The 25101-nt window shown below is 56.3% G+C and carries 19 protein-coding genes; 15 read left to right on the top strand and 4 right to left on the bottom strand.

The genetic code is table 11. The features are described from left to right. The first annotated feature begins 578 nt into the window (after positions 1–578). The 7 genes from FZF21_RS17395 to FZF21_RS17365 all read left to right on the top strand — a co-directional run bounded on the left by FZF21_RS17395 (position 579) and on the right by FZF21_RS17365 (position 7735). Positions 579–908: a YqcC family protein gene (locus FZF21_RS17395; protein WP_017382834.1), complete on the top strand. Its 330-nt coding sequence runs from the start codon at positions 579–581 to the stop codon at positions 906–908. Continuing rightward, positions 905–1690 carry a tRNA pseudouridine(65) synthase TruC gene (gene truC / locus FZF21_RS17390; protein ID WP_023295347.1) on the top strand — a complete coding sequence of 262 codons (786 nt, stop codon included), beginning with the start codon at positions 905–907 and terminating at the stop codon, positions 1688–1690. Before FZF21_RS17395 ends, truC begins: the two co-directional genes overlap by 4 nt. Before the next feature lie 15 nt (positions 1691–1705). Beyond that, the gene (locus FZF21_RS17385; RefSeq protein ID WP_047734878.1) at positions 1706–2155 is read left to right on the top strand and encodes a flavodoxin; all 450 of its coding nucleotides are present in this window, start codon (positions 1706–1708) and stop codon (positions 2153–2155) included. 308 nt (positions 2156–2463) lie between these two features. Continuing rightward, on the top strand, positions 2464–3819 hold the full coding sequence (gene gudP / locus FZF21_RS17380; protein ID WP_003862734.1) for a galactarate/glucarate/glycerate transporter GudP: 1356 nt from the start codon (positions 2464–2466) through the stop codon (positions 3817–3819). After that, complete coding sequence (locus FZF21_RS17375; protein ID WP_045333289.1) at positions 3819–5159, top strand: enolase C-terminal domain-like protein; 1341 nt, start codon at positions 3819–3821, stop codon at positions 5157–5159. The genes gudP and FZF21_RS17375 overlap by 1 nt, the downstream gene beginning before the upstream one ends. Before the next feature lie 15 nt (positions 5160–5174). After that, positions 5175–6512: a glucarate dehydratase gene (gudD, locus tag FZF21_RS17370; RefSeq protein WP_032619132.1), complete on the top strand. Its 1338-nt coding sequence runs from the start codon at positions 5175–5177 to the stop codon at positions 6510–6512. Between the two features lie 77 nt (positions 6513–6589). Continuing rightward, positions 6590–7735: a glycerate kinase gene (locus FZF21_RS17365; protein WP_045331239.1), complete on the top strand. Its 1146-nt coding sequence runs from the start codon at positions 6590–6592 to the stop codon at positions 7733–7735. Positions 7736–7785: 50 nt separating this feature from the next. Here the strand turns inward: FZF21_RS17365 and barA are convergent, their stop codons facing one another. Further along, on the bottom strand, positions 7786–10545 hold the full coding sequence (barA, locus tag FZF21_RS17360; RefSeq protein WP_017692749.1) for a two-component sensor histidine kinase BarA: 2760 nt from the start codon (positions 10543–10545) through the stop codon (positions 7786–7788). Between the two features lie 57 nt (positions 10546–10602). On the opposite strand from barA, the gene rlmD reads away from it, so the two are divergent. The 5 genes from rlmD (at position 10603) to eno (ending at position 18285) form a co-directional block, all read left to right on the top strand. After that, entirely contained in the window at positions 10603–11901 is a 1299-nt protein-coding gene (gene rlmD, locus FZF21_RS17355; protein ID WP_047738379.1) for a 23S rRNA (uracil(1939)-C(5))-methyltransferase RlmD, read from the top strand. Between the two features lie 51 nt (positions 11902–11952). Then, entirely contained in the window at positions 11953–14184 is a 2232-nt protein-coding gene (gene relA, locus FZF21_RS17350) for a GTP diphosphokinase (protein ID WP_017382827.1), read from the top strand. Between the two features lie 67 nt (positions 14185–14251). Continuing rightward, a complete protein-coding gene (gene mazG / locus FZF21_RS17345) occupies positions 14252–15043 on the top strand; it encodes a nucleoside triphosphate pyrophosphohydrolase (RefSeq protein ID WP_003862720.1) in 792 nt (263 codons plus the stop codon). A gap of 223 nt (positions 15044–15266) precedes the next feature. Further along, positions 15267–16904, top strand: a complete 1638-nt coding sequence (pyrG, locus tag FZF21_RS17340) for a CTP synthase (glutamine hydrolyzing) (protein WP_003862718.1) — start codon at positions 15267–15269, stop codon at positions 16902–16904. 82 nt (positions 16905–16986) lie between these two features. Further along, positions 16987–18285, top strand: a complete 1299-nt coding sequence (gene eno / locus FZF21_RS17335; RefSeq protein WP_006811784.1) for a phosphopyruvate hydratase — start codon at positions 16987–16989, stop codon at positions 18283–18285. A 52-nt stretch (positions 18286–18337) separates the two neighbouring features. Here the strand turns inward: eno and FZF21_RS17330 are convergent, their stop codons facing one another. After that, a complete protein-coding gene (locus tag FZF21_RS17330) occupies positions 18338–19162 on the bottom strand; it encodes a MurR/RpiR family transcriptional regulator (protein ID WP_015571725.1) in 825 nt (274 codons plus the stop codon). A 166-nt stretch (positions 19163–19328) separates the two neighbouring features. Here FZF21_RS17330 and FZF21_RS17325 point away from each other — a divergent pair, with 166 nt between their 5' ends. Genes FZF21_RS17325 through queE form a run of 3 tightly spaced genes read left to right on the top strand, consistent with a single transcriptional unit; the run spans position 19329 to position 22321 of the window. Next, positions 19329–20888, top strand: a complete 1560-nt coding sequence (locus FZF21_RS17325) for a maltose/glucose-specific PTS transporter subunit IIC (protein ID WP_047732549.1) — start codon at positions 19329–19331, stop codon at positions 20886–20888. Further along, positions 20888–21595 (top strand): N-acetylmannosamine-6-phosphate 2-epimerase, encoded by a 708-nt coding sequence (locus FZF21_RS17320; RefSeq protein WP_017692753.1) that lies wholly within the window; start codon positions 20888–20890, stop codon positions 21593–21595. The genes FZF21_RS17325 and FZF21_RS17320 overlap by 1 nt, the downstream gene beginning before the upstream one ends. A 54-nt stretch (positions 21596–21649) precedes the next feature. Then, on the top strand, positions 21650–22321 hold the full coding sequence (gene queE, locus FZF21_RS17315; protein WP_006811780.1) for a 7-carboxy-7-deazaguanine synthase QueE: 672 nt from the start codon (positions 21650–21652) through the stop codon (positions 22319–22321). Positions 22322–22338: 17 nt separating this feature from the next. Here the strand turns inward: queE and FZF21_RS17310 are convergent, their stop codons facing one another. Next, on the bottom strand, positions 22339–23736 hold the full coding sequence (locus FZF21_RS17310) for an MFS transporter (RefSeq protein WP_063945972.1): 1398 nt from the start codon (positions 23734–23736) through the stop codon (positions 22339–22341). A 27-nt stretch (positions 23737–23763) separates the two neighbouring features. Further along, the gene (locus FZF21_RS17305; RefSeq protein ID WP_063945971.1) at positions 23764–24933 is read right to left on the bottom strand and encodes a M20 aminoacylase family protein; all 1170 of its coding nucleotides are present in this window, start codon (positions 24931–24933) and stop codon (positions 23764–23766) included. Positions 24934–25101: the final 168 nt, after the last annotated feature.

Below are 25101 nucleotides of genomic sequence, written 5' to 3'. Positions count from 1 at the left end.
CCGAAACAGTTAGCGTTGCCTTAGGAATTTCAGATTAATATTAACTTTTCTTTCAACAGGTTAGTGGTTTTCTGAAAGGGAATCCCCCGTTTCGCCTGGCTTACATTGCTTACAAGGTGGGTTGTAAGACGAAGCAGAATAGCGGATTCTATCTGTGTCGACAGGATGCCGACACGAGAAACGAACATCAGGATGATGGCGTTTCTTACCAGGGACACGTCAGGATGACGCCGCAGGAAGGCTTCAGGATGAAGCAAAGTGGATCACGCAGGATGCGTAAGGGACACCTCCAGGAAGGAGAACGAGAGCCGGTCAGGATGGTCGGTGGGTCAGGATGGCCAGGACGTTTCAGGATGAAACCTACACATCAGGACGATGTGAGCAGGAAGCAAAAGGTAAAGGGATGACCAGGCCTTCGGGCATCAGGAAAAGTTGTCACGGATGAGCAGGGAGCACGTATTGTAGCTGGAATGCTGCGAAACGAACCGGGAGCACTGTTTTTACAGTGCTCCCTTTTTTTATTTCTGTCGTCCGCAATGCTATGCTTCGCGCCATTCCGTTTTTCAGTTGAGGTATATATGTCGCATCATGACAACGTTCGTGCGCAGTTGCACGCCATCGAAGCCCTTATGCGCCAGCATCAGCTGTGGCAGGATAACGCGCCGCAGCCAGACGCGTTCGCCAGCACCCAACCGTTTTGTCTGGATACGCTGGCCCCGTTCGAGTGGCTCCAGTGGGTCTTAATTCCGCGTATGCACGCGCTACTGGAAGGTGGTCACGCGTTGCCCGCGTCTTTTGCCGTCTCTCCCTATTACGAAATGGCGCTGGAAGCGACCCACCCGGCGCGTGCCATGATGCTGGTGGAGCTGGAAAAGCTCGATGCGCTTTTCGCCGGTGACGATGCATGACGCTTGAGATCCTTTATCAGGATGAGTGGTTAGTGGCGGTGAATAAACCGTCCGGCTGGCTGGTGCACCGTAGCTGGCTCGATCGCGATGAGAAAGTGGTGGTCATGCAAACCGTGCGCGATCAGATCGGTCAGCACGTCTTTACTGCTCATCGTCTGGATCGGCCAACCTCTGGCGTTCTGCTGATGGGGCTTTCCAGTGAGGCGGGTCGACTGCTTTCGCAGCAGTTTGAGCACCACCAGATGCAAAAGCGCTACCACGCCATCGTGCGTGGCTGGCTGACGGATTCCGCCACGCTTGATTATCCGCTGGTGGAGGAACTGGATAAAATTGCCGATAAATTTGCCCGCGAAGATAAAGGCCCGCAGCCTGCGGTGACCGACTATCGCGGTATGGCGACCACAGAACTGCCGGTGGCGACCAGCAAATTTCCGACCACGCGATACAGTCTGGTTGAGCTTTTGCCCAAAACCGGGCGCAAGCACCAGCTTCGCCGCCATCTTGCACATCTGCGCCACCCAATTATCGGCGACAGCAAGCACGGCGATCTGCGCCAGAACCGCAGCGCGGCCGAGCACTTTGGCTGTAACCGGCTGATGCTGCACGCCAGCGAGCTACGCCTGACGCACCCGTTTACCGGCGAACCGCTGACTATTCGCGCGGGGCTGGACGAGGTCTGGATGCAGGCGCTGTCACAGTTTGGCTGGCTGGGACAACTCCCCGAAAATGAAAGGGTTGAGTTTGCCGCAGGCAACGTTCAGGATGAACAGCAAGCGCAATAATTACGGGAGCAAAGCATGGCTGAAGTAGGCATTTTTGTCGGCACGATGTACGGCAACTCGCTGCTGGTGGCGGAGGAAGCGGAAGCAATCCTCGTAAACCGGGGCCATAAAGCAACGGTCTATGAAGATCCGGAGCTGGCGGACTGGGAAAAGTATAAAGATAAATACATCCTGGTGGTGACCTCCACCACCGGGCAGGGCGATCTGCCGGACAGCATCGTCCCGCTTTTCCAGGGCATTAAAGACCAGCTCGGCTATCAGCCAGATGTTCACTATGGCATCATCGCCCTCGGCGATAGCTCTTACGCTAATTTCTGCGGTGGCGGTAAACAGTTCGACGCGCTGTTGCAGGAACAGAGCGCTCAGCGCGTCGGAGAGATGTTGCTGATTGATGCGGGTGAACACCCTGAGCCAGAAAGCGAGTCAAACCCGTGGGTCGAGCACTGGGCAACGCTGCTTAAATAACCCTGCGCTATACCAATGCCAGGCCGGGTCAGGCGTAGCCGCCACCCGGCATTACACCCCGCCCCAAACGCCATTTCCGTGAACCACCTTCCACTCCTCTGGGCTTATGCCCTAAACAACCTCCCTCACGCCCTTCAATACTGTGTTTTTGCACGGTGAGGTGAAGAGGCACTCCTTCATATACTTTTCCCGTCACTATAAAACGGCTTCTGGCCGTACCAAAACCAAACACAAATCTCTCATTCTGATTACCCTACAGGTGCTGTACAGAATGAACCAGGCGAAAGCTATGTTTCAGGAGTGCAACAATGAGTACATTAAGCCACGCGGCGAGCAGCGCTGAGAAGCGCACCAACGCCCGCTACTGGATAGTGGTGATGCTGTTTATCGTCACCTCTTTCAACTACGGCGACCGTGCCACGTTATCCATTGCCGGCTCTGAGATGGCAAAGGACATCGGACTTGATCCGGTAGGTATGGGTTATGTTTTCTCCGCATTTTCATGGGCCTACGTAATCGGCCAAATCCCTGGCGGCTGGCTGCTGGACCGCTTTGGTTCAAAACGGGTCTATTTCTGGTCCATTTTCATCTGGTCGATGTTTACCCTGTTACAGGGCTTCGTGGATATCTTCAGCGGCTTCGGCATTATCATTGCGCTCTTTACCCTCCGCTTCCTGGTGGGCTTAGCGGAAGCGCCATCGTTCCCTGGCAACAGCCGTATTGTGGCCGCCTGGTTCCCGGCGCAGGAGAGGGGAACGGCGGTAGCCATCTTTAACTCGGCGCAATACTTTGCGACGGTTATTTTCGCGCCAATCATGGGCTGGCTGACGCACGAAGTGGGCTGGTCGCACGTCTTCTTCTTCATGGGCGGGCTGGGGATCGTCATCAGCTTCATCTGGCTGAAAGTGATCCACGAACCAAACCAGCATCCGGGCGTGAACAAGAAAGAGCTGGACTACATTGCTGAAGGTGGGGCGCTGATCAACATGGATCAGAAAACCCAGAAAGCTAAAGTTCCGTTCAGCCAGAAATGGGGGCAGATCAAACAGCTCGTCGGCTCACGAATGATGATCGGTATCTATCTCGGCCAGTACTGCATTAACGCCTTAACCTACTTCTTTATCACCTGGTTCCCGGTTTACCTGGTGCAGGCGCGTGGGATGTCGATTCTGAAGGCGGGGTTTGTCGCCTCCGTGCCGGCCATCTGTGGCTTCGTGGGCGGGGTGCTTGGCGGGGTCATCTCCGACTGGCTGATGCGTCGTACCGGTTCGCTGAATATTGCGCGTAAAACGCCAATCGTACTCGGCATGCTGCTCTCCATGACCATGGTGTTCTGTAACTACGTCAGCGCGGAGTGGATGATTATCGGCTTTATGGCGATGGCCTTCTTCGGTAAAGGCATTGGCGCACTGGGCTGGGCGGTGATGGCAGATACCGCGCCGAAAGAGATCAGCGGCCTGAGCGGCGGTCTGTTCAACATGTTTGGCAACATTTCCGGCATTGTCACCCCAATCGCTATCGGTTACATCGTCGGCACCACTGGCTCCTTCAACGGCGCGCTGATTTATGTAGGCGTCCATGCGCTGGTGGCGGTACTCAGTTATCTGGTGCTGGTGGGTGACATCAAACGAATCGAACTGAAACCTGTTGGGGAGCGCGGATGATGACAACGCAATCAAGCCCAATCGTGACGGAGATGAAGGTCATTCCGGTGGCGGGGCAGGACAGCATGCTGCTCAACATTGGTGGCGCGCATAACGCCTGGTTCACCCGCAACATTGTGGTGCTGACCGACAGCGCAGGGAATACCGGCGTCGGGGAAGCGCCTGGCGGAGAGGTGATTTACCAGACGCTGGTCGACGCCATCCCGCAGGTGGTTGGGCAGGAGGTCGCCCGCCTGAACAAGGTGGTTCAGCGGGTGCATAAGGGCAACCAGTCGGCGGATTTTGATACCTTCGGCAAAGGCGCCTGGACGTTTGAACTGCGCGTTAACGCGGTGGCGGCGCTGGAGGCGGCTCTCCTCGATTTACTGGGCAAGGCGCTGAACGTGCCGGTCTGCGAACTGCTGGGGCCAGGCAAACAGCGTAATGCGGTAACGGTGCTGGGCTATCTGTTCTACGTTGGCGACCGGACGAAAACCGATCTGCCGTATCTGGAACGCTCGCCGGGCAGCCACGAGTGGTATCACCTGCGTCATCAGGAGGCGCTCTCTGGCGAGGCGGTGGTACGCCTTGCAGAGGCGGCGCAGGATCGCTACGGCTTCAAAGACTTCAAGCTGAAAGGCGGCGTTCTGCCCGGCGAGCAGGAGATTGACAGCGTGCGCGCGTTGAAAAAACGCTTCCCGGAGGCACGCATCACCGTCGATCCGAACGGCGCCTGGCTGCTGGATGAAGCTATCGCGCTGTGCAAAGGGCTGGGCGACGTGCTGACCTACGCGGAAGATCCGTGCGGCGCCGAGCAGGGATTTTCTGGCCGCGAGGTGATGGCCGAATTCCGCCGCGCTACCGGGCTGCCGGTTGCGACCAACATGATCGCCACCAACTGGCGTGAAATGGGTCATGCGGTGATGCTGAATGCGGTGGACATACCGCTGGCGGACCCGCACTTCTGGACCCTTTCCGGCGCGGTGCGCGTGGCGCAGCTGTGCGATGACTGGGGGCTCACCTGGGGCTGCCACTCCAATAACCATTTCGACATTTCGCTGGCGATGTTTACCCACGTTGGCGCGGCGGCGCCGGGCAACCCGACCGCCATCGATACGCACTGGATCTGGCAGGAAGGCGAAGCGCGCCTGACCAAAAATCCACTTGAAATCAAAAACGGCACCATTGCCGTACCGGATGCGCCGGGGCTGGGCGTGGAGCTTGACTGGGATCAGATCCACAAGGCGCATGAAGCGTATAAAAAACTGCCGGGCGGCGCGCGCAACGACGCAGGCCCGATGCAGTACCTTATCCCCGGCTGGACATTTGACCGTAAGCGCCCTGTATTTGGACGTCACTGATAAAAGGATCGAACGATGAGCACATTTTCTACCCCTGTAGTCACCTCCATGCAGATCATTCCTGTCGCGGGACATGACAGCATGCTGATGAACCTGAGCGGCGCCCATGCGCCGTTCTTCACCCGTAATATTGTGGTGATCAAGGACAACTCAGGGCATACCGGTGTCGGTGAAATCCCGGGCGGGGAGAAGATCCGTAAAACGCTGGAGGACGCCATTCCGCTGGTGGTGGGTAAAACGCTGGGCGAGTACAAAAATGTGCTGACTCGCGTGCGTACGACCTTTGCCGATCGTGATGCGGGTGGCCGTGGTCTGCAAACGTTTGATCTGCGCACCACTATCCATGTGGTCACGGGCATTGAAGCCGCGATGCTGGATCTGCTGGGCCAGCATCTTGGCGTCAATGTCGCCTCCCTGCTGGGCGACGGCCAACAGCGCAGCGAAGTGGAAATGCTCGGCTACCTGTTCTTTATCGGCAACCGCAAACTCACCCCGCTGCCGTACCAGAGCCAGCCGGACGAAAAATGCGACTGGTATCGTGTGCGTCACGATGAAGCGATGACCCCGGACGCGGTAGTGCGCCTGGCGGAAGCCGCGTATGAAAAATATGGCTTTAATGACTTCAAGCTGAAAGGCGGTGTACTGGCGGGTGAAGAAGAAGCAGAGGCGATCGCCGCGCTGGCGAAGCGCTTCCCGCAGGCGCGCGTCACGCTGGATCCGAACGGTGCCTGGTCGCTTGATGAGGCGATAAAAATCGGTAAGCAGCTTAAAGGCGTACTGGCCTATGCGGAAGATCCGTGCGGTGCAGAGCAGGGGTTCTCCGGACGTGAAGTGATGGCGGAGTTCCGTCGCGCCACCGGGCTGCCAACCGCCACCAACATGATCGCGACCGACTGGCGTCAGATGGGGCACACGCTCTCGCTGCAATCGGTGGACATTCCGCTGGCAGACCCGCACTTCTGGACGATGCAGGGCTCGGTTCGCGTGGCGCAGATGTGCCATGAGTTCGGCCTGACCTGGGGCTCGCACTCCAACAACCACTTCGACATCTCGCTGGCGATGTTCACCCACGTGGCGGCTGCCGCGCCGGGCAACATTACCGCCATCGACACCCACTGGATCTGGCAGGAGGGCAACCAGCGCCTGACCAAACAGCCGTTTGAAATCAAAGGCGGTATGGTACAGGTTCCTGCTACGCCGGGTCTGGGCGTAGAACTGGATATGGACCAGGTCATGAAAGCACATGAGCTGTACCAGAAACACGGCCTGGGGGCGCGTGATGACGCGCTGGCGATGCAATACCTGATCCCAGAGTGGACATTCGACAATAAACGTCCGTGCATGGTACGATAAGCACATTGGGACCGCTCCCATGAGTGGTCCCTTACGTGGTGTATGCTTAACGTAACTAACATGCGTAAGGATGGCTTATGAAAATTGTTATCGCTCCGGACTCGTATAAGGAAAGCTTGAGCGCGCTGGAGGTGGCGACAGCGATAGAGGTCGGTTTTCGCGACATTTTCCCGTCAGCGGACTATGTCAAATTACCGGTTGCCGATGGTGGCGAAGGGACGGTGGAAGCGATGGTGGCAGCCACGCATGGGCGTCTTGTCCATGTTCCCGTTACCGGGCCTTTGGGTGAACGCGTGGAAGGGTTTTTCGGGTTATCCGGAGACGGGAAAAGCGCCTTTATCGAGATGGCGGCAGCGAGCGGTCTGGAGCTTGTTGCTCCCGCAAAGCGTAACCCGTTAATCACCACCTCCTGGGGAACCGGGGAACTGATCCGTCATGCGCTGGATGCGGGCGTTAAGCATATCATTATTGGCATTGGAGGCAGCGCGACCAATGACGGTGGCGCAGGCATGGTGCAGGCGCTGGGCGTAAAACTGCTGGATGCGAAAGCGCAGCCCGTAGGGCCGGGCGGCGGCGAACTGGCAAGCCTTGCACATATCGATCTTAGCGGGCTGGATAAGCGGCTGGCAGACTGTCGAATTGAAGTGGCCTGCGATGTAACCAACCCTCTGATCGGCGAGACAGGCGCTTCTGCGGTATTTGGTCCGCAGAAAGGGGCGACGCCGGAGATGGTCAGGACGCTGGACAACGCGCTGGCGCATTACGCAAAAATTATCGCCCGGGATCTGGATATTGACGTCTTAAACCTGGCGGGCGGCGGTGCGGCTGGCGGAATGGGGGCGGCGCTGTATGCATTTTGCGGCGCACAGCTCCGTCAGGGGATTGAGATTGTCACCGATGCCCTGCATCTTGATGAACAGGTCGCGGACGCCGATCTGGTGATCACGGGCGAAGGGCGTATCGACAGCCAGACGATCCACGGCAAAGTGCCCGTTGGCGTGGCGAGAGTCGCGAAACGCTATAACAAGCCAGTTATCGGCATTGCCGGCAGCCTGACGGCGGATGTTGGCGTGGTGCATGAGCATGGACTGGATGCCGTATTCAGCGTGATTTACACCATCTGCTCGCTGGAGGATGCGCTGGAAAATGCGCAACAGAATGTACAGATGGCCGCAAGGAATATTGCGGCGGTGATAAAGATGGGGCAGGGGATGTCGCGTTAACGTTCGTGCTCCTGTAGGCCCGGTAAGCGAAGCGCCACCGGGCTTTGGTCTTAGCTCCCCAACACCTTCATTGCTTCCCGCGTCACGTTGTCCATCTCGTCCAGCAGCTCCAGGAACTCCGGTTCGAGATCGGATTCTGGCGTACCCGCGCGGAGCTGCTGTTCAAGCAACTGGCAGAGATTTTTCAACCGCGGTACGCCGCTGTAGCCGCAGCTGCCGTGCAGTTTATGAATGGCTTCCAGCAGTCCTTCGGGGTTTTCACCCACCAGCTGTTCTTCAACCTTGTTACGGATCTCAGGCAGGAAGTCCACCAGCATTTGCAGCATATCGCGGGCCAGATCGGGTTTGCCTGCCGCCTGGCGCAGCGCCAGTTGCCAGTCAAACGTGGCGTTCTGGTTAACGCTGATCTCCGGCGATTCAGCTGTAATGGTGTATGTCCCGCCAATGTGCCCCGGCTTGTAGCGTAGCAGCAGGCTGTGCAGCTTCTCTTCGTCGATCGGTTTCGCCAGATAATCGTTCATGCCCGCACCCAGCAGTTTCTCCTTTTGCCCCGCCATCGCGTGCGCCGTCACGGCAATCACCGGCGTCTGCTGCTGGTGCGGAAGCTGGCGAATCAACTCGCAGGCGCGGATGCCGTCCATGCCCGGCATCTGAATATCCATCAGGATCAGGTCGAACTGCATCTGTTTGGCTTGTTCCACGGCTTCGGCGCCGCTGGTACACAGCTCAACATGCTGAACCTGATCCTCAAGCAGCACGCCAATCAGCTTCAGGTTCGCCGGGTTATCGTCCACGGCCATCACCGTCATCGGCAGCTTATGTTCGTCGTTTTCCAGCGGCAGGGACTGATGCGTCAGACGGCAATATTCGGTCAACGCAGGTAACAGCCGTGTGGCGGTGAGGGGTTTCAGCAGACACGCCGCCGCCCCGTCGTTTTTCAGCTCTTCGGCGTTGATTTGGGCGTGGCACGGCAGCGCCAGCAACAGGTAGTCCGTCATTGAGGCCGCCTTCGCCAGGCGTTCCTGCTGCATGGTCAGTTCTCCGGTAAACGTCACCGGAATTCCTAACAAAAGAATATCGTAATGATCGTTCGCCAGCGCGGAGAAGGTCGGGCTGTAGATGACCTCCAGCGGCGTGCTGCTTAATACATCCAGCGTACACTGCGCCGCCGCGGCGTTCGGTTCCACATAGGCCAGACGCATCCCTTTCAGGCAGCCGGTGACCGGGCCGTCGGTCTGCACGTTCGGGTTAAGATCAAGGTTGATATGGAACCAGAAGGTTGAGCCCCGGTTAGGCTGGCTGTGGAAGGAGATATCGCCTCCCATCTCTTTCACCAGCTTTTGGGTGATCACCAGCCCCAGGCCCGTTCCGCCGTGGCGACGGGAAATGCTCGCATCGGCCTGGCGGAAAGCCTGGAACAGACGCGTCTGATCGCGCTCCGGAATACCGATGCCGGTATCCCTGATCTGCACTTCAATCTGGACTTTGTTATTACTGAGCGCCCTTTTTTCGACCAGAATGTCGATGTTGCCGCTCTCGGTGAACTTAATCGCGTTGCCCACCAGATTGGTAATGACCTGTTGCAGGCGCAGCGGGTCGCCAATGACGTTATCCGGCACATCATTTTTAATATTGAGCGTCAGCTCCAGTCCCTTATCATGCGATGAGTGGGCAAGAAGCGTGACCACGTCATCCAGCGTGCTGCGCAGCGGGAAGGGGATACTCTCCAGAATCAGCTTGCCCGCTTCCAGCTTCGAGAAGTCCAGTACGTCGTTAATAATGGTCAGCAGGTTGTTGGCTGAGCGTTCAATGGTATGCAGATGGTCACGCTGGGTCGGGTTCAGCTCGCTTTTGAGCGTCAGACGGGTGAAGCCAATCACCCCGTTCAGCGGCGTGCGCAGCTCGTGCGACATGTTCGCCAGGAACTCAGACTTAATACGTGCCGCCTCCTGCGCACGTTTTTTCGCCAGATCCAGCTCCACGTTCTGAATCTCCATCTGCTCCAGCGTTTCGCGCAGGTCAGAGGTGGCCTGGTCAACGTTGTGCTGCATCTCTTCGTGATAAGCCGCCAGCGACATCGCCATTGAGTTGATGCCATTTTTCAGCATATCCAGCTCGCCGAGCATAAAGCCTTCCACGCGGCTGTCGAGCTGACCCCGGCGGATCCGGTCAACGGTATTCACCATGTTGCGGATAGGCCCCGTGACGTCGCGCATCAGTCGCCAGCCGAAGATCAGCGCGATGCCGATGCAGAACAGCATCATCACGCCGGAGATGAAAATTTCTTTGTACTGCTGGAGCCGCACCGACTTGAGATCCAGCTCCAGCGCCACATATCCCAGCATATTATTGCTGGACTTCGCATCGGACTGGGCGGATTCATCGGGTGAATAACTTTCGGAGATAATCGGCGTGCGCAGGATCATGATATCGCCGCGCCGCAACACCGTAAGATGACGCGGGAAGGGGGTACCTTCCGGGATTTTCAGCGACGTGGGGTCCAGATGGAAATTCGAGGTGACGAACAGACGGTTATGCTCATCGTAAACGGAAATGGCGCGCACGATCTCTGAATGACGGCGGTGCAGCACGCTGATTAACTGACCAATGGATTCACGGTTTTGCAGGTTCATGCCGTACTCGCTGGAGACGGCCAGCGGTTCGATAATGCTGGCCCCGGCATCTTCAAGCTGTCTCTGCAAATCGTTATAGCGATGCACCACAAAGAAAATGCTCAGCAGCAAACCGATGAGAACGGTAGGAGCGAGGATCAAAATCATCATGCGCGCGCGCAGGCTGTAGTTGGTCATGGAGTTCCGTTATGGGACAATCAGGCTAATTATGTTTATTTGAGAACAATCTCGGCGATGGCGCAATTCTACTCTGCAAAACGACGCGTGACGACGCGTCAGATCATAACTGTTGAAGCCACGGACCTCGATCCTTTTGGACAGGGGGTGGCGCGTCACAAGGGTAAGACACTGTTTATCACAGGTTTGCTGCCAGGAGAACGCGCAGATATCACGCTGACGGAAGACAAACGTCAGTATGCGCGCGGTCAGGTCAAGCGCCGTCTTAATGATAGCCCGGAGCGCGTGACGCCTCGCTGCCCCCATTTTGGCGTCTGCGGTGGCTGCCAGCAACAGCATGCCAGCACAGAATTACAGCAAAAAAGTAAAAGCAGCGCGCTGGCCCGCCTGGTCGGACACGACGTGAATGACATCATTGCCGATCGGCCCTGGGGCTACCGTCGCCGCGCTCGCCTGAGCCTCAGCTACCAGCCCAAAACCGAGCGGCTGGAGATGGGTTTTCGCAAAGCCGGCTCCAGCGATATCGTCTCTGTCACGCAGTGCCCTGTTTTGGCGCCCCATCTTGGGGCGTTGCTCCCGGACGTGCACCACTGTCTTGCATCGCTGGATGACGTGCGTTCGCTGGGCCATGTCGAACTGGTGCTGGCCAACAGTGGCCCGCTGATGGTGCTGCGCCACACCGCGCCGCTGTCAAAGGCGGATCGCGAAAAACTGGAACGCTTTTCGCATTCTCATGAGCTTGCGCTTTTCCTCGCGCCGCAAAGCGAGATACTTGAGCAGGTCAGCGGAGAAGCGCCCTGGTATGCGTCAGACGGGCTACGCTTAACGTTCAGCCCGCGGGATTTTATCCAGGTTAACGACGGCGTGAACCAGCAGATGGTGGCGAACGCGCTGGCGTGGCTGGACGTAAAGCCCACTGACCGGGTGCTCGATCTGTTCTGCGGCATGGGGAACTTTACCCTGCCGCTGGCGCGCAGAGCAGCCAGCGTGGTCGGGGTGGAAGGCGTTGAGGCGCTGGTGGCGAAAGGCCAGGAGAACGCCCAACAGAACGGTTTGCAAAATGTGACATTCTTTCATCAAAATCTTGAGGATGATGTCACTCGGCAACCGTGGGCTAAGCAGGGCTTTGATAAGATCCTGCTCGATCCGGCGCGCGCAGGTGCGCCGGGCGTGATGCAGCATATAATTAAACTCGCGCCTGAACGCGTGGTCTATGTTTCCTGTAACCCGGCGACGCTTGCCCGTGACAGCGAAGCATTATTGAGCGGGGGTTACCAGATTCGGCGTCTGGCAATGCTGGACATGTTCCCGCACACTGGTCATCTGGAATCGATGGTGTTGTTCGAGCACATCTAATGAGTTTGGCTTGTCGACTTCGACAGGCCCTTGTCCCTAAAGGAGAGGACGATGGTTGCGGTAAGAAGTGCACATTTAAATAAAGCTGGTGAGTTTGACCCTCAAAAATGGATCGCAAGTCTGGGGATTTCCAGCCAGCAGTCGTGTGAACGCTTAACCGAAACCTGGGCCTATTGTTTACGCACAACGCAGGGGCATCCGGACGCTGAACTGCTGTTGTGGCGCGGCGTGGAGATGGTTGAAATTCTCTCCATGCTGAACATGGACATCGAAACACTACAGGCCGCACTGCTGTTCCCCCTGGCGGACGCCGACGTGGTGACGGAAGAGGTCCTGCGTGAAAGCGTCGGCCAGTCCGTCGTGGCGCTCATCCACGGCGTGCGTGACATGGCTGCCATTCGTCAGCTGAAAGCCGCGCAAACGGACTCTGTCTCTTCCGAGCAGGTGGATAACGTCCGCCGCATGCTGCTGGCGATGGTAGATGATTTCCGCTGCGTGGTGATCAAGCTGGCCGAACGGGTTGCCCATCTGCGTGAAGTGAAGGATGCGCCGGAAGACGAGCGCGTTTTGGCCGCCAAAGAGTGTACGAATATCTATGCGCCGCTGGCGAACCGTCTCGGTATCGGGCAACTGAAGTGGGAGCTGGAAGATTACTGCTTCCGCTATCTGCATCCGGCGGAATACAAACGCATTGCAAAATTGCTGCACGAACGCCGCATTGACCGCGAGCACTATATCGAGGAATTTGTCAGCGGGCTGCGCCAGTCGATGAAAGAGGAGAATGTGCGCGCCGAGGTTTACGGGCGTCCGAAGCACATCTACAGCATCTGGCGCAAAATGCAGAAGAAACACCTCGCCTTTGACGAGCTGTTTGACGTGCGCGCCGTACGTATCGTGGCGGAGCGTCTCCAGGACTGCTATGCCGCGCTGGGGATCGTGCACACCCATTTCCGCCATCTGCCGGATGAGTTCGATGACTACGTCGCCAACCCCAAACCAAACGGCTATCAGTCCATCCATACCGTGGTGCTCGGCCCTGGCGGCAAAACGGTGGAAATTCAGATCCGTACCAAACAGATGCACGAAGACGCCGAGCTGGGCGTGGCGGCGCACTGGAAATACAAAGAGGGTACCTCCGGCGGCGGTCGCTCCGGTCACGAGGATCGTATCGCCTGGCTGCGTAAGCTGATTGCGTGGCAGGAAGAGATGGCTGACTCCGGCGAAATGCTCGACGAAGTGCGCAGTCAGGTCTTCGACGATCGCGTCTACGTCTTTACCCCGAAAGGGGACGTGGTTGATTTGCCGGCAGGCTCCACGCCGCTCGATTTCGCCTACCATATCCACAGCGATGTGGGACACCGTTGCATCGGGGCGAAGATCGGCGGACGTATCGTACCGTTTACCTACCAGCTCCAGATGGGCGACCAGATTGAAATCATCACCCAGAAGCAGCCAAACCCAAGCCGCGACTGGTTGAATCCGAACCTCGGTTACGTTACCACCAGTCGTGGGCGCTCTAAAATTCACGCCTGGTTCCGCAAGCAGGATCGTGACAAGAACATCCTTGCCGGTCGTCAGATCCTGGACGACGAGCTGGAACATATTGGCATCAGCCTGAAAGAAGCGGAGAAGTTCCTGCTGCCGCGCTACAACTTCAACGAGCTCGACGAACTGTTAGCGGCGATTGGCGGCGGCGATATCCGCCTGAACCAGATGGTGAACTTCCTGCAAGCGCAGTTCAACAAGCCAAGCGCAGCGGAGCAGGATGCGGCGGCGCTGAAACAGCTCCAGCAGAAAACCTACGCTCCGCAGCAGCGCAGCAAGGACAATGGCCGCGTGGTGGTTGAAGGGGTGGGTAACCTCATGCACCATATTGCCCGCTGCTGCCAGCCGATCCCGGGAGACGATATTGTCGGCTTTATCACCCAGGGGCGCGGGATCTCGATTCACCGCTCCGACTGCGATCAGCTTGCAGAGCTGCAATCGCATGCGCCGGAACGTATCGTGGAAGCCGTCTGGGGGGAGAGCTACTCGGCGGGTTACTCGCTGGTGGTGCGCGTCACTGCCAACGACCGCAGCGGCCTGCTGCGCGACATCACCACCATTCTCGCCAACGAGAAGGTCAACGTGCTGGGCGTTGCCAGCCGCAGCGATACCCGCGAGCAGCTTGCCACCATCGATATGACTATCGAAATCTATAACCTTCAGGTGCTGGGCCGCGTACTCGGCAAACTGAACCAGGTGCCGGATGTGATTGACGCGCGTCGTCTGCACGGCGGCTAAACATCCTCTTCTGTAGGCCGGGTAAGGCAACGCCGCCACCCGGCTCAGGCATTTAATGGAATCTGTTATGACTCAAATCGACCGCCTGCTTGGCATCATGAAACGCCTGCGCGACCCGGAAAACGGCTGCCCGTGGGATAAAGAGCAGACTTTCGCCACCATTGCGCCTTACACGCTGGAAGAGACCTACGAAGTGCTGGACGCGATTTCGCGAGAGGATTTCGACGACCTGCGCGGTGAGCTGGGCGACCTGCTGTTCCAGGTGGTGTTCTACGCGCAGATGGCGCAGGAAGAGGGGCGCTTTAACTTTGACGATATCTGCGCCGCTATCAGCGACAAGCTGGAGCGCCGTCATCCGCATATCTTTGGTGATGCCTCCGCAGGCAACAGTGCGGAAGTGCTGGCGCGCTGGGAGCAGATAAAAAGCGCCGAACGCGCTGAAAAATCCCAGCACTCGGCGCTGGACGACATTCCCCTGAACCTTCCCGCGCTGATGCGCGCGCACAAAATTCAAAAGCGCTGCTCGGCGGTAGGGTTTGACTGGACCTCTCTCGGCCCGGTGCTGGAAAAAGTGCACGAAGAGATCGACGAAGTGATGCATGAAGCGCAGCAGGCCGTTGTGGATGAAGCAAAGCTGGAAGAGGAGATGGGCGATCTGCTGTTTGCGACCGTCAACCTTTCGCGGCACCTCGGTGTAAAAGCGGAAACCGCCCTGCAAAAAGCGAACATTAAATTCGAACGTCGCTTTCGCGAAGTTGAGCGGATTGTCGCCTCGCGCGGCCTGGAAATGAGCGGGATTGACCTCGACGCGATGGAAGAAGTCTGGCAGGAAGTAAAACGCCAGGAACATGATCTCTAACGAGATTTTGCGATCAAGCGCAATTTGTGTGATTTTTTAAATGACAAGCGCTTGATTTGCGTCAAAAACATTTACCCAAAAGGGGCTATTTTCTCACTCCTTATGTTTGTCATGGCCTGGAGTGGAGACGGAGAATGAAAGTTTGTGGCGCTCGTCGTGTTCGGGTATACTACTTTCCCGTCCTGGTTATTCCATCGTTTCACCCTAACTTCTCAGGTTCAGCATGACAACGAACTATATTTTTGTGACCGGCGGGGTCGTATCCTCTCTGGGTAAAGGCATTGCCGCAGCCTCCCTCGCAGCCATTCTTGAAGCCCGTGGCCTCAATGTGACCATGATGAAACTGGATCCGTACATCAACGTCGATCCTGGCACCATGAGCCCAACCCAACACGGGGAAGTGTTCGTTACTGAAGACGGCGCTGAAACCGATCTGGATCTTGGCCACTACGAGCGTTTCATCCGTACCAAAATGACCCGTCGTAACAACTTTACGACTGGCCGTATCTACTCTGACGTTCTGCGTAAAGAGCGCCGTGGTGACTACCTGGGCGCGACCGTGCAGGTCATCCCACACATCACTAACGCCATTAAAGAGCGTGTCCTTGCCGGTGGCGAAGGGCATGACGTTGTGCTGGTTGAAATCGGCGGTACCGTAGGGGATATCGAATCCCTGCCGTTCCTCGAAGCGATTCGTCAGCTGGCGGTAGATATTGGTCGTGAGCACGCGCTGTTCATGCACCTGACGCTGGTGCCTTACATGGCGGCAGCAGGTGAAGTGAAAACCAAACCGACTCAGCACTCTGTTAAAGAGCTGCTCTCCATCGGTATTCAGCCTGACATCCTGGTTTGCCGTTCCGATCGCGCGATTCCGGCGAACGAACGCGCGAAAATTGCATTGTTCTGTAACGTGCCTGAAAAAGCCGTTATTTCAATGAAAGATGTCGATTCCATTTATAAAATCCCGGGCCTGTTGAAATCACAGGGTCTGGACGATTATATTTGTAAACGATTCAGCTTGAACTGTCCGGAAGCTAACCTGTCTGAATGGGAGCAGGTGATTTACGAAGAAGCCAATCCGGGCGGCGAAGTGACTATCGGTATGGTCGGCAAGTACATCGAACTGCCGGATGCCTATAAGTCAGTTATCGAAGCGCTGAAACACGGTGGTCTGAAGAATCGCGTCTCTGTGAACATCAAGCTGATTGATTCACAGGATGTGGAGACGCGCGGCGTTGAAATTCTTAAAGATCTGGATGCTATCCTCATCCCTGGCGGCTTCGGCTACCGTGGTGTTGAAGGCAAGATCGCCACTGCACGCTATGCGCGTGAAAACAATATTCCATACCTCGGTATCTGCCTGGGTATGCAGGTTGCGCTGATTGAATTTGCGCGCAACGTAGCGGGAATGGAAAACGCGAACTCTACGGAATTTGTGCCAGACTGTAAGTACCCTGTTGTGGCGCTGATTACGGAATGGCGCGACGAAGACGGTAACGTCGAAGTCCGTACCGAGAAGAGCGATCTGGGTGGCACCATGCGTCTTGGCGCACAGGCCTGCCAGCTGTCCGACGATAGCGTGGTACGCAAGCTGTACGGCGAGCCGGTCATCACCGAGCGCCATCGTCACCGCTATGAAGTCAACAACATGTTGTTGAAACAAATTGAAGCTGCGGGTCTGCGTGTTGCGGGCCGTTCCGGGGATGATCAGTTAGTCGAGATCATCGAAGTGCCTAACCATCCGTGGTTCGTGGCCTGCCAATTCCACCCGGAATTTACTTCAACGCCGCGTGACGGGCATCCGCTGTTTGCAGGCTTCGTGAAAGCCGCCAGCGAGTACCAGAAGCGTCAGGCGAAGTAAAAAAAGTTAGAACGGCAACGCGTACCTTTGGTACGCGTTGTTTGTCTGGAGTTTTAGTTTAACTTGTACTGAGGAAAATCTAATGTCCAAAATCGTTAAAGTCATCGGTCGTGAAATCATCGACTCCCGTGGTAACCCGACCGTTGAAGCTGAAGTTCATCTGGAAGGTGGTTTCGTCGGTATGGCAGCGGCTCCATCAGGTGCTTCTACAGGTTCCCGCGAAGCGCTGGAACTGCGTGATGGCGACAAATCCCGTTTCATGGGCAAAGGCGTACTGAAAGCGGTTGGCGCTGTTAACGGTCCTATTGCTCAGGCTATCGTTGGCAAAGATGCTAAAGATCAGGCTGGCATCGACAAGATCATGATCGATCTGGACGGTACTGAAAACAAATCTAACTTCGGTGCGAACGCAATCCTGGCCGTTTCCCTGGCGAACGCCAAAGCGGCAGCGGCAGCTAAAGGCATGCCACTGTTCGAGCACATCGCTGAACTGAACGGCACCCCAGGCAAATACTCCATGCCTGTACCAATGATGAACATCATCAACGGTGGTGAGCACGCAGACAACAACGTTGATATTCAGGAATTCATGATTCAGCCAGTTGGCGCGAAAACCCTGAAAGAAGCGGTACGTATGGGTTCTGAAGTGTTCCACAACCTGGCTAAAGTTCTGAAAGCTAAAGGCATGAACACGGCTGTTGGTGACGAAGGCGGCTACGCGCCAAACCTGGGTTCTAACGCAGAAGCACTGGCTGTTATCGCTGAAGCAGTTAAAGCAGCAGGCTACGAGCTGGGCAAAGACATCACCCTGGCGATGGACTGCGCAGCATCTGAATTCTACAAAGACGGTAAATACGTTCTGGCTGGCGAAGGCAACAAAGCGTTCACCTCTGAAGAGTTCACCCACTTCCTGGAAGACCTGACCAAACAGTACCCAATCGTTTCTATCGAAGACGGTCTGGACGAGTCTGACTGGGATGGTTTCGCATACCAGACCAAAGTACTGGGCGACAAAATCCAGCTGGTTGGTGACGATCTGTTCGTAACCAACACCAAGATCCTGAAAGAAGGCATCGAGAAAGGCATCGTTAACTCCATCCTGATCAAATTCAACCAGATCGGTTCTCTGACCGAAACGCTGGCTGCGATCAAAATGGCGAAAGACGCTGGCTACACCGCGGTTATCTCTCACCGTTCTGGCGAAACTGAAGACGCTACCATCGCTGACCTGGCTGTTGGTACCGCTGCTGGCCAGATCAAAACCGGTTCTATGAGCCGTTCTGACCGTGTTGCTAAATACAACCAGCTGATTCGTATCGAAGAAGCGCTGGGCGAAAAAGCACCTTACAACGGTCGTAAAGAGATCAAAGGCCAGGCATAAGCCTGAACCTTCGTTCTTATGAAAAAACCCGCTTCGGCGGGTTTTTTGTTTTCTATAGCAGAAGCGGCAACGTGGCGCTTGCCGTTTGCTGGCTAACGTCACCGTAATGGCTGTCTACTGCAATAAGGGAAGTGGTTAGCAGTTCAACCAGTAGCATCACGCCAACCTTGGCGTTGAGCGCACCCGCGCTCAGCGGTCCCTCGGGTTTGGCTGCAACCAGCTGTAAATCGCTCAGGGAGGCCAGCGGGCTGCGAGGCGTATTGCTGAGTGCCAGTACCTTAACGCCCCTCTTGCGGGCGAGTTTCACCACGTGAAGCAGATCCCGTGTAGAGCCGGAACTTGAGATGGCCACCACCAGCGTCTCTTTCGAGAGCGTCGTCGCATTCATGGCGGCGCGATGCATATCGCTAAATAGCTGTGCAGGTTTGCCGAGTCGCAGCAGCTTGTAATGCAAATACTCCCCCAGAATCGCGCTGGCCGCCACTCCGTAAATTTGCACTGACTGCGCCTGATGCAGGGCCAGTGTCGCCTGTTCAAGCTGGGCCCGGTCGAGGAGTTTTGCGGTATCTTGCAGCGCCTGGACAGACTCATCCACCACGTTATCTATTGCATCTCCTGCCTGACGCTCCGGCAAACCCTGCTGAATATCCAGCGCAAGCGCCATTTTAAATTCGTTATATCCCTTACAGCCCAGCGTGCGGCAAAGGCGTGTGACGCTGGCCTCGCTGGTGCCGCTTTCACGCGCCAGCTCGGTGATCGTCAGGTAGAGCACTCTGGCAGGATCGTTGAGGACAAACTCCCCCAGTTTTTGTTGCGTTGGGCTGTACCCGGAAGCCTCCTGGCGTAGCTTCAGCAGCAGGTTTTCATGGTCCGACATGCTAGATCCTTAATGCGTTTCTCTGCCAACTAGTGTGGCGGAAAGCGGGGGAGAGATGCCAGTCATTTCGAAAAAGTATGATCGGTGTCCTGGTTTTTGGTGGTAATTTTCACAGTTAAAAATATATATGGTAAAAATTTTCATCAATAACCAGGGGGATAAAAAAATGATGCAAATGTTCAGCGGAACGTCTTCCGGCGGATGGTTTGAAAAAGCGCAGCGCTTCGGCAAATCCTTTATGTTACCCATCGCCATACTGCCCGCAGCAGGTCTGTTGCTGGGGATCGGCGGGGCGCTATCGAATCCAAATACGCTTACTGCGTATCCATTTTTAGACGTTGGCTGGCTACAGGCCATCTTTACCATCATGAGCAGCGCAGGCTCGATTGTGTTTGCAAACCTGTCGGTACTGTTTGCTGTTGGGGTCGCCGTTGGGCTGGCGAAAAATGATAAAGGCACGGCAGGGCTGGCGGCGTTGCTCGCTTATCTGGTGATGAATGCCACTATCAATGCGCTGCTGATCCTGACCGGAAAACTGGCGCATGAGAACCCGGGCGCCGTAGGGCAGGGCATGACGCTGGGTATTCAGACGCTTGAAACGGGCGTGTTTGGTGGGGTAGTTATTGGGCTGGTGACCTGCGCACTGCATCATCGGTTTAATAAAATCGCGCTTCCGCAATTCCTGGGCTTTTTTGGCGGCTCACGCTTCGTTCCCATTATCAGCTCACTGGCGGCGATACTCGTCGGCGCGCTGATGACCGTGGTCTGGCCGAATTTTCAGAAGCTGATCTTTGGCCTCGGCGGGCTGGTGGATGCCACCGGCTATCTGGGGACGTTGCTGTACGGCTTCATCCTGCGCATGCTTGGCCCGTTTGGTTTGCACCACATCTTCTATCTTCCGTTCTGGACCACCGCGCTTGGCGGCAGTGAAATTGTTAACGGTCACCTGGTTGAGGGCACGCAGCGGATCTTCTTCGCCCAGCTCGCCGACCCGAACACGCAGCATTTCTATGAGGGCACGTCGCGCTTCATGTCCGGGCGCTTTATTACCATGATGTTTGGTCTGCTCGGCGCCTGCCTTGCGATGTACCACACGGCCAGGCCGGAGAACAAAAAGCGGGTTGCCGGGCTGCTGCTCTCTGCGGCGTTAACCTCATTCCTGACGGGAATTACCGAGCCCATAGAGTTCTCATTCCTGTTTATTGCCCCGGTGCTGTACGTCATTCATGCGCTGTTTGACGGGCTGGCGTTCATGCTCGCGCACATGCTGCACATCACCATCGGACAAACATTCTCCGGCGGGTTTATTGATTTCGTGCTGTTCGGCATTTTGCAGGGGGAAGCGAAAACTAACTGGATGTTCGTCCCGCTGGTGGGCGTACCGTGGTTCTTCCTTTACTACTGTACCTTCCGCTATCTGATCAAACGTTTTGATTTTGCCACGCCGGGCCGTGAAAAGGAGGCGTTGGCTGACGAGGCTACCCTGCCGCAAAGCGAGCGCGCCGCGGCGGTGATCGCCGGGCTGGGAGGAAAAGACAATCTGGATGACGTTGACTGCTGCGCCACGCGCCTTCGCGTCACGGTGAAAGACGGTAGCAAAGTCAATGAATCTGCACTGAAAGCGACCGGCGCCCGCGGCGTAATCGTCCGCGGCAACGGTGTCCAGGTCATCTATGGACCGCACGTCACCATTATCAAAAACGAAGTAGAAGAGATCTTATCGTAATGAAAACTGTACTGGATAACCTGAAAGGAAAACTGGTCGTCTCCTGCCAGGCGCTGGAAAACGAACCGCTGCACAGCCCGTTTATTATGTCGCGAATGGCGCTGGCGGCGGCCCAGGGCGGTGCCGCTGCGATCCGCGCCAATAGCGTGGTGGATATTGAGGCTATCAAAGGGCTGGTCTCACTGCCGGTAATCGGCATCATCAAACGAGACTATCCGGACAGCGAGGTGTTCATCACCGCAACGCTCAAAGAAGTGGATGAGTTGATGGCGGTCGGCCCGGAGATCGTTGCGCTGGATGCGACCGCCCGGAAACGGCCCGGTGGCGGATCGCTGGACATGCTGATCGCGCAGATCCGCACCCGTTACCCTTCGCTGCTGCTGATGGCGGATATTGCCACCGTGCAGGAGGCCGTGGCCGCGCAGGCGCTGGGGTTTGATTGCGTCGGAACCACCCTTTACGGTTATACGGCGGAGACTGCGGGCCATTCGCTACCGGAAAATGACTGCGCGTTTTTGAAAGAGGTGCTGTCTGCCGTCACGATCCCCGTGATTGCTGAAGGTAACGTGGATACGCCTGAACGCGCGGCCAGGTGTCTGGCGCTGGGGGCGCACACGGTTGTCGTCGGCGGGGCGATCACCCGACCACAGCAAATTACGGAACGGTTTATGGCGGCAATTGGCGCGCAAAGCACCGATGGAGCATGATCATCTGACGGGGATCTGCGATACTTATCGTTTATCCCTTTAACAGAGTTGACTATGCAGTACCCGATTAACGAGATGTTCCAGACCCTGCAAGGCGAGGGTTACTTTACCGGCGTTCCCGCTATCTTTATTCGTTTACAGGGATGCCCGGTTGGCTGCGCCTGGTGTGATACCAAACATACGTGGGATAAGCTCGCAGATCGGGAAGTATCGCTGTTCAGCATTCTGGCGAAAACCAAAGAGAGCGATAAATGGGGCGCGGGTAGCGCAGAAGATCTGCTTGCCATTATTGGTCGTCAGGGCTGGACGGCGCGGCACGTGGTGATCACCGGCGGGGAACCCTGCATTCACGATCTGATGCCGCTCACCGAACTGCTCGAGAAGAACGGCTATAGCTGTCAGATCGAAACCAGCGGCACCCATGAAGTGCGCTGCTCCCATTCAACGTGGGTAACGGTTTCACCAAAAGTGAATATGCGTGGTGGGTATGACGTACTGTCGCAGGCGCTTGAGCGAGCTGATGAGATCAAACATCCGGTGGGGCGCGTGCGTGACATCGAAGCGCTGGACGAACTGCTGGCGACGCTGACGGACGAAAAGCAGCGCGTGATCGCGCTACAGCCTATCAGCCAGAAAGACGATGCGACCCGTCTGTGCATTGAAACCTGTATCGCCCGCAACTGGCGCCTGTCGATGCAGACGCACAAATATCTGAACATTGCCTGATACTTTTGTGGCCCCGCTTAACGCGGGGCTTTTGTTGTTGGCAGTAAAGCCCAGGTCACGACTGCCGACCCAAGGCAAATCGCACTGTTGAAAAGCAAGGCATACTGCGCGGCACTGGCCGTTCCCATCGGCAGCCATAGCGCGTACAGCGATGCGGTGACCGCGATACCCATTGCGCCGCCCAGGGAACTGCCCATCTTATAGATCCCAGAAGCCACCCCCACTTTGTTTTCAGGGGCATTCATTACCGCCGTGTCCGTTGAGGGCGTGGCGTAACATCCGAGCCCCAGCCCGAATAAAATATTGCTCAGAAAAACGGTAACAATGTAGACCTCTTTGCTTAAGAAGGTGCATGAAATCAGCGAAATACCTGTTGCGGTCAGCAGCGGGCCGGTCATCATCGGCAGCCTGGCACCATAGCGCTGAAGCAGTTTTTCACCCACCCGGATCATCGCCAGTACGGTAACCAGATACCCCAGCGTCATCATGCCGGTCTGTAGCGGTGACAGATGATGGCCCTGCTGCAACCAGATGCTGGCGATCATCATGGTGCCAATGCAGCCGTTGAGCAGGAAATTTGAGAATACCGAGGCGCTATAGGCCCGGTTTTTAAACAGGGCGAAATCGATCAGCGCCGCATCGCCTTTCCGCCGCCCGGTAACGATAAAGCACATCAGTGCAATCACGGCTCCACACAGTACAAGAAGCGATAAACTGCTGCTCCAGCCCCAGCTGTGTCCTTTGCTGATAAACAGATTGAACAGCACCAGCATAAGGACAAAACTCACCAGGCCGCTGATATCCAGTTTGTGTCGACACGCATCAGGGCAGCGGCTTTCCGGCGTGGCGCGGATAAGCAATAGCGCGACCAGCGCTACCACCATCGACAAAATAAAAATCCAGCGCCAGCCCAGCGTGGTGGCGATGGCGCCTCCCACAAATGAGCTCAGGCCACTCCCGCCCCATGAACCGATAACCCAGAAACTGATTGCGCGCTGGCGTGCTTTACCTTCATACCAGGTTTTAATCAGCGCCAGTGTGGCGGGCATAATGCAGGCCGCTGATAGCCCCTGTATCGCTCGTCCCAACAGAAACAGGACGGGCTCCCATGAAATGAACAGCAGACCACTCCCGATCATGCTCAGGATCAGGCCAATCATGGTCAGGCGCATGCGCCCAAACTTATCGGCAAACCCACCGCAGGCGACGACAAAACAGCCGCTGAACAACGCGCTCAGGCTGACGGCCAGCGTAAGGGTTTCGAGGGCAATATCGAGGCTGTTCTGCATGGCCGGAACCACGTTGATAACCGACTGGGCAAACAGCCAGAATGTCAGAACGCTCATGACGATCCCCGCCAGCAGCCGATCGTTACCGGCGTAGGCGGATGTGCCTGTCAGGGAAACGGTACTCATAGTGCAGCCCTCCCGGGAAGGTGCGAATCAGCGCAGATAGTGTTCGGTCAGTGCGGCCCACAGCGCCGCGCCGGTGAGGAGAATGTTGTCGTTAAAGTCGTAACCCGGGTTATGTACCATGCAGCGGTCAGGCTCATCCCCGGCGCCAAGGGTGAAATAGCAGCCATTGGGATTTTTATCGAGCATGAAAGCAAAGTCCTCGCTGCCCATAAACGCATTCACCTCCGCGACGGCATCCTGACCGAACAGATCGGTGGCGACGCTGCGCACCATCTCGTTGGCTTGCGGATTGTTTTTCAGCACCGGGCTGCCGTTAATGTGTCGAATGGTGGCCGTCGCATTGAAACTTTCCGCCTGTGCAACGGCGATATCATGGATACGCTGTAACACGGTTTGCCGCACGTGTTCATCCAGCGTGCGCACGGTAAGTTTCATCAATACTTTGTCGTTGATAATGTTGGGAGCGTGCCCGGCCTGAATGCTGCCTACGGTAACGACGGCAGGCTGGAAGGGGGTAATGTTGCGCGAAACAATGGACTGCAACGCGATAGTGATATGACAGGCAACCAGGGTGGCGTCAACGGTATGTTCTGGCACCGCGCCGTGCCCCCCCACGCCGTTAACCTCAATATGAAGGGTGTCGGAAGAGGCCATCATGGCGCCATCGCGCAGACCAATTTTTCCGAGGGGCTGTGACGGCATATTGTGCAGACCAAAGATGTGGTCGCAGGGGAACAGGTCAAACAAACCGTCCTCTACCATAACGCGTCCGCCATACAGAAGTTCTTCCGCGGGCTGAAAAATAAGGTGCAGCGTGCCGTTAAAATTGCGGGTGCGTGCCAGGTACTCCGCTGCATACAGGAGCGTTGTGGTGTGGCCGTCATGACCGCAGCCGTGGAATTTACCCTCAACGGTACTGCTCCACGCCTTGCCGTTGTTTTCCTGCATTGGCAGCGCATCCATATCGGCGCGCAGGCCCAGGCGTTTATGCCCGTTACCCACCTTCAGTGTGCCAACCACACCGGTTTTCGCTAGGCCGCGATGAACCTCATATCCCCATTCCTGAAGCAGCGCTGCAACGCGATCGCTCGTGTTGTGCTCCTCAAAACCAATTTCAGGATGCTGATGAAAATAGCGACGTAATTCAGTGAACCGAGCTTCGTTGCCACGCAGAGCTTCGATAATTGGATGTGTCATTTTTGTTATCCTTTTTCTGCCAAACGATGATAATTTCGAGTCTATGACGATCGTCCCGCCTGAAAATGCATTTTTTTGTTGTAAAGCGACGGCTTTATTTTGATTGTTTTTCATACAATTCAGTTATGACAAAAAAGATCAGGTCATTTTTTGTCTTTGGTGAGGGGT

Source organism: Enterobacter sp. LU1, from assembly GCF_008271405.2.
GTDB lineage: Bacteria > Pseudomonadota > Gammaproteobacteria > Enterobacterales > Enterobacteriaceae > Enterobacter > Enterobacter hormaechei_C.
This window is presented reverse-complemented; position numbering and strand designations above follow the sequence as displayed.

Coding starts and splice junctions, on each gene's coding strand:
- FZF21_RS17395 (WP_017382834.1), top strand. CDS start 579: ATGTCGCATCATGACAACGTTCGTGCGCAGTTGCACGCCATCGAAGCC.
- truC (WP_023295347.1), top strand. CDS start 905: ATGACGCTTGAGATCCTTTATCAGGATGAGTGGTTAGTGGCGGTGAAT.
- FZF21_RS17385 (WP_047734878.1), top strand. CDS start 1,706: ATGGCTGAAGTAGGCATTTTTGTCGGCACGATGTACGGCAACTCGCTG.
- gudP (WP_003862734.1), top strand. CDS start 2,464: ATGAGTACATTAAGCCACGCGGCGAGCAGCGCTGAGAAGCGCACCAAC.
- FZF21_RS17375 (WP_045333289.1), top strand. CDS start 3,819: ATGACAACGCAATCAAGCCCAATCGTGACGGAGATGAAGGTCATTCCG.
- gudD (WP_032619132.1), top strand. CDS start 5,175: ATGAGCACATTTTCTACCCCTGTAGTCACCTCCATGCAGATCATTCCT.
- FZF21_RS17365 (WP_045331239.1), top strand. CDS start 6,590: ATGAAAATTGTTATCGCTCCGGACTCGTATAAGGAAAGCTTGAGCGCG.
- barA (WP_017692749.1), bottom strand. CDS start 10,545: ATGACCAACTACAGCCTGCGCGCGCGCATGATGATTTTGATCCTCGCT.
- rlmD (WP_047738379.1), top strand. CDS start 10,603: ATGGCGCAATTCTACTCTGCAAAACGACGCGTGACGACGCGTCAGATC.
- relA (WP_017382827.1), top strand. CDS start 11,953: ATGGTTGCGGTAAGAAGTGCACATTTAAATAAAGCTGGTGAGTTTGAC.
- mazG (WP_003862720.1), top strand. CDS start 14,252: ATGACTCAAATCGACCGCCTGCTTGGCATCATGAAACGCCTGCGCGAC.
- pyrG (WP_003862718.1), top strand. CDS start 15,267: ATGACAACGAACTATATTTTTGTGACCGGCGGGGTCGTATCCTCTCTG.
- eno (WP_006811784.1), top strand. CDS start 16,987: ATGTCCAAAATCGTTAAAGTCATCGGTCGTGAAATCATCGACTCCCGT.
- FZF21_RS17330 (WP_015571725.1), bottom strand. CDS start 19,162: ATGTCGGACCATGAAAACCTGCTGCTGAAGCTACGCCAGGAGGCTTCC.
- FZF21_RS17325 (WP_047732549.1), top strand. CDS start 19,329: ATGATGCAAATGTTCAGCGGAACGTCTTCCGGCGGATGGTTTGAAAAA.
- FZF21_RS17320 (WP_017692753.1), top strand. CDS start 20,888: ATGAAAACTGTACTGGATAACCTGAAAGGAAAACTGGTCGTCTCCTGC.
- queE (WP_006811780.1), top strand. CDS start 21,650: ATGCAGTACCCGATTAACGAGATGTTCCAGACCCTGCAAGGCGAGGGT.
- FZF21_RS17310 (WP_063945972.1), bottom strand. CDS start 23,736: ATGAGTACCGTTTCCCTGACAGGCACATCCGCCTACGCCGGTAACGAT.
- FZF21_RS17305 (WP_063945971.1), bottom strand. CDS start 24,933: ATGACACATCCAATTATCGAAGCTCTGCGTGGCAACGAAGCTCGGTTC.